Origin of the sequence: Microcystis sp. M31BS1 (genome assembly GCF_020245285.1) — a bacterium.
Lineage (GTDB): Bacteria > Cyanobacteriota > Cyanobacteriia > Cyanobacteriales > Microcystaceae > Microcystis > Microcystis panniformis.
In genome coordinates this window covers 1-5,071 of the sequence record NZ_JADBVE010000373.1, presented here as the reverse complement: position 1 = coordinate 5,071, position 5,071 = coordinate 1, and the positions used below count along the sequence as shown (strand labels likewise).

Genomic DNA, 5,071 nt, shown 5'->3' with positions numbered 1-5,071 from the left:
TCCAACTTGGATTGCATCAAATTTTTGCACAAATTGAAGTTCATGCATAATGTTTAATGCAGTAACTAAATGTTCTGCATCCATATAGGATGAGACAGCTTTAGTTAAATTAGTTTGTGGAAGACCATTTATTCCTGCTTCCAGCAACTTGTCTCTAATTTTATCAATTCCAGCAATTAGTCGAGAATTAGTTCCAGTGCCTTCAAATATTTGAGCACCGTCTTCTCGTACTTCATTAATGATTTTAATAGCCTGAGTAATGTGATTGCTATGTATAACCCAGGTTCCATCATTAATAGCTAGAAAAGCTGCCAAACGTAAAGTATGTGCATCTTCACGAGACTGAAAACTAGCTCTAAAGGGATCTTTATGTAAAGTTCTAGACTTATACCATCGATCAAAAACTTTACGAGCATTAAGATTTAGTTCAATTTTTTCTACTTCTTTAGCTTTAGTTTTGATATTATTAAGTTGAATTAATATTTGTTGTTCTAATTCTTTATTAGGAGCTTCAGGCCAAGATTGACGCTTTTTAGGATTTTCGGCACAAATAAACATTACACGAGAAGTAAAGCCTCCTTCAATTACATCAGGATTAACAGCTCGCACAAGCCAACTAGGAGTAGAAGCAGATAAAAATTGAACAAACACGTTATGGGCTTCTCTGCTTCCAGTCTTAAGACTACCTCCAAGTCTTCTAATTTTAGGAGAATCGTATAGATCTGTTAGCAAAGTTGGCATAGTAGAAACATACTTTTCTCTTCCTAGAAAAGTAACTAATTCGGAGATACAAATAGAAACATTAGAAGATTTGTAATCTCTTGTTTGTTCATATAAAATTTCTTCTAGTCTTTCAGGAGTAGTTTTTCCTTCTATAAGTGCTAAATCTTCTTTTTCAAGCTTTCGAATAAAATCTAATCCATGTCTTACAGCTGTAGATTTTCGAGTAATTCCAGATTCTGCAACTAAAATTGTAAAAAGATTTAAATACACAGGAGCCATAGGACGATTAACAATAATGTCTCGACCCAATGCAGCACTGAGCACGTTACATCCTACCCAAAAATCATAAGCATAAGGTGTTTCTAGAGGATTCATATACGCAAGAAAGTTCCCCAAGAAAGAATCTTGGGGAACCAGTTTTGCATAGTTAAGTCTGTGGGAGTGTTTCAATTTGATAAATATCCTTAAGAATAATATCAAGATCATATCCACTATGAGCGTAGTAAAGCTCTACACTTCCATTAAGGTGTTTGATAACAACCCACCCTTTATTTTTAGCTGGAAGAATAGTAAGCTGATCAAAATCAAGCTTTTGTTTTTGAGCATATTCATTCATAGGTTCTTCTCCATAAAGAAAGTTTATTTGATCAACAGTTACTTCACTTGATTTCTTTTCAATTAAGTCAAAACCTTGATTTTCTCTAGATTGGACCATCGGTGAATTCCATATTCATCTGGTTTTGAAACTTTAAGATCACACGGAATGATCAATTCCCTATGAACACCATTAACTGAAGTAATGTGAATTGGCTCTTCCGCATGCTTTTTCATAATACGTCGAACTCTGTCACCTACTTCATGCTTATTGATTGCAATCAAAGCATCATGAATATTTAGAGCGATACGCGCCTCACCGATCGGCCAGTCAGGATCGCTTTCGCACAAATAAATGCAACGCGTAACCTTGTCACCAATGGTAGATTGAGGATAGTAAGCGACGACTGAGCGGAGGGCTTCGTCATCGAAACGCTCAAGCAGTATCCATCTTCTTCCGTAAGCATTATATAGCCTACGGTTCTTTTCAACTTCGCGGACAACTTTATTCCATCCTTTCTGTAATTGAGGATTGACATTGTGATAAATGTGCCAAAGTTCTGTGGCATCACTCAAACCAATGTTCAATTCTTCTGCTAGTTTATCTGGACCCATTCGATAATTAAGACCATGACGACACCTTTTTGCTTGATATCGAATAGTCATATTACCATTAGCATCCCAATCTTCTTTAGGAACCTCGTCATAAGGAATGTGGAACATTTCTGAAGCCAAAGCTCTGTGAGCATCGTAGACGCCATCTTTACGAGCTTGCTCAAACTGTTCTATCCAATGTTCAATATCATAATGCCAGCCAACAACTCGTGCTTCAGCTTGAGAAAGATCAAAATAATTAAATTCGTATCCTTGATCTGCAATAAACATTTTATGTGCACGACCGGGTTGATTTTGAAGATTAGTTCCACTTTCCCACATAGTAGCAGATGAAGATAGTCTTCCAGGAGCTGATGCTACTCCTGTTTGTTTATATTCACTTCTAGCACGACCATCTTCATCTACCATCATTTCAGCATAAGTACCAAGAAACTTGTTTTCTTTAGCATACTTATCTAGAGCATCAATCATTTGGATAGCTATTTGAGGCGTTCTAGGGTGCGCTCGCATCCTTGCACGATTTTTAACGTCTGTTGCAGTTCCTCTTCCAACAAGCTTAAGTTTTGTAAAAAACAGATCTGCGAGTTGTTTCGGTGAAGACGGATTGATAACGAGTTGATTGTCTCCAGTCGCTTCTCTAGATAATTCTTGAAATTCCTGCTTGAGTTGCTGTACTTCTTGTTTGGTTTCATCTACTATTGCCTTTTTCAAATCTTTATCAATCAGCACTCCTCCAACCGTCATACTAATAAGATGTGGTTGTAAACGCATAACATGACCGAAAAAGAAATCTGAAAGACCCTGAGAAGTTAATTCAGATAACATTCCTTCGTAAGCAGAATAAGTGATACAAACATCTTTAACATTGTATTCCCAAAAAGTGTCTATATGTCCGCCTTCTTTCCAAGTTTTACCTTCATCTTTATAGAATGGATGTGTTGTATACTGAGTTGTAATGAAACCAAGGTTGTGAGGAAAGCTAGGATATAGAGTATGATGAGCTAGCATTGTATCAAAATAAGCCGGCCCCAACATAAGACGATCTTTAAAAGCTAGCCAGCTTGTATCAAACATACCGTTTTGCATAACCCACTTTACATTTGGATTGTCGGCCATTTGTTGCAAAAGGATACGCAACTCAATTTCTTGAGAAACAGAAAATCGATTTTGTTCTCTGTCTCTAAAATTAATACAATAACCTTCATATGGAGAATTAGCAAAACCAATACAAGCTGTTTCTCCGCTGATAGTTTCAATGTCTAAAGCGATAGGTTTCTGAACTGATTGAAGATATTTAATCCAATCTACTGCTTGATTAAATGTAGGATTGATATTGGTTTTGATTTCGTGTGTTTTGAATTTTCCTTTAAAAAGATCATCCAAACGACCTACATCAAATTTCATTATGATTTCGTTTTTGCGTCCTCGAACACTAGCAACATCTACAGGATTATGCATTGCTAGAACTTGAACAGTTTTAGGCTTTGTTTCGTTTGCAGATGAAAGAGTAACTGGATAAACTGATCCTCTATGAAGATTGATTCCACTAAGACCAGTAACTGCTTCTAAGGCAAAATTTCCAAGAACCACTACATATTCAAGATTAGGAAGCTGGCTCAATTCCCAAAGAACAATGCTTGCATAATAATCTACTTCATGACGAGAAACTTCTACACCTCCTTTAGCACTAAATGTGACTTGGCGCTTAATGACTGAAGTGCAATAAGTATTACGTCGGGTAAGTCCAATAGGACGTACCATATCCCAAAACAATTTACCACCTGATCCATTCAAAGGAATTTTAGTTTGCTTTTCTCGCTCAGTTACATATTCAGAAACAATAGCTATCCTAGAATGAAAATTCCCATCAACGCCACAACCCACAGACAAATTAAGAGCATGCGCACGGTACGCAATTTCACGATTGATATCTCCTATTGTTTCGACAGCCACGACTTGCCTCAAAGAGTTAGTGTTTAATGCCTAAATATTTCATCATAATTCCATGAGACAGGATTCTAAGATATCCTGTATCATCATTATTAGACAGTCGAATAACTTCTATGCTTGGAAATTGTTGCTTGAGTTCATTTCCAATATAACCACGACTATCATTATAGAATGAGCAGTCTGGCCTGTCAAGCTCTATTACAACCACATTTGATACATCTACTTGTTTAATAACTGGTAATGCTTCTTGATAAAAACCGGAATCAGAAATTAGAAAAACATTATTCTTACTCAAATGAATTCTACGAGCCATAATGTGACCAAAAATATCATCACCATGCCGATGTTTTGCATAGTCTTCAGACATAGCTATGTATTCGGATCTTGGAGTTCGTCCATAAAATTCTGGCTGAGGCTGATCTTTCCAACTGTTACCATGCTCTCTTTCATAATGTTCACAACTGTAAGGAACATTATAAAGAGCATGAGTTGCCCATTTAATAGGATCAGCAAATTTAATGATTTCTGGCAAAGCTAATCCAGTAGGATTAGACATTAGCTTGTTCATTAGAAAGTTACGGCATTGGATAGCTAATGTATCTTTACCACTGTTTGGAGGACCATTAATAAGAAATACTTTTTTACTGACTTGATTGCTCATAATTAGTTCCTTTTAGTAATAGCAGCCGCCAATCCTTGTTGATCTGCAATCAAATGCACATGTTCTCTTGCACGAGTAATAGCAGTATAGAAATTACGACGATTGATTGTAAAAGTGTTAGATTTGTTCAGTAGATATACAACACGTTTAAATTCTGAACCCTGACTCTTATGAGTAGTAATGGCGTAAGCAAGATCTACATGCTTTCTAGGATCAATAGAAGCTGTTCGACCACTACTAGTTTGAACAAGCAAAACAGGAGGAATAGATTGTTCTCGATCTCCAAAATCAATTACAATTTCTCCAGTATCATCATTGATTTCGATGATTTTTCCTGTTTCTCCGTTAAAGACTCCTAAATCATAGAGATTAGATGTGACAATAACTTTGTCACCAACATAAACTTTGATTTTACCGCCTTTGACGCCACCTTCACCTTCTACCCAAGAATGGCGATCAATCCAAAGACATGGATCACGTTCGCTATGAAACAATCCTTGGATCATACTATTCAGCTTACGAGTTCCT

At 36.5% G+C, this 5,071-nt stretch carries 5 protein-coding genes; all 5 read right to left on the bottom strand.

What is annotated here, in order from left to right; genetic code table 11:
• The coding region (locus IM509_RS20930) for a YfjI family protein (RefSeq protein ID WP_287717343.1) at window positions 1-1,098 on the bottom strand (1,098 nt) is incomplete at its 3' end.
• A gap of 52 nt (window positions 1,099-1,150) precedes the next feature.
• Window positions 1,151-1,438: a hypothetical protein gene (locus IM509_RS20925; RefSeq protein WP_287632965.1), complete on the bottom strand. Its 288-nt coding sequence runs from the start codon at window positions 1,436-1,438 to the stop codon at window positions 1,151-1,153.
• Window positions 1,402-3,885 carry a DNA polymerase gene (locus tag IM509_RS20920; protein ID WP_287632967.1) on the bottom strand — a complete coding sequence of 828 codons (2,484 nt, stop codon included), beginning with the start codon at window positions 3,883-3,885 and terminating at the stop codon, window positions 1,402-1,404. Before IM509_RS20920 ends, IM509_RS20925 begins: the two co-directional genes overlap by 37 nt.
• A 16-nt stretch (window positions 3,886-3,901) precedes the next feature.
• Window positions 3,902-4,543, bottom strand: coding sequence for a hypothetical protein (locus tag IM509_RS20915; protein WP_287632969.1), 642 nt, complete (start codon window positions 4,541-4,543; stop codon window positions 3,902-3,904).
• Window positions 4,544-4,545: 2 nt separating this feature from the next.
• Window positions 4,546-5,071 (bottom strand): ATP-dependent DNA helicase (locus IM509_RS20910; protein ID WP_287717342.1); only part of this gene is annotated, 526 nt, incomplete at its 5' end.

Bases quoted from the DNA above. Each gene is read 5' to 3' on its own strand.
- IM509_RS20925 (WP_287632965.1), bottom strand. From the start codon at position 1,438: ATGGTCCAATCTAGAGAAAATCAAGGTTTTGACTTAATTGAAAAGAAA.
- IM509_RS20915 (WP_287632969.1), bottom strand. From the start codon at position 4,543: ATGAGCAATCAAGTCAGTAAAAAAGTATTTCTTATTAATGGTCCTCCA.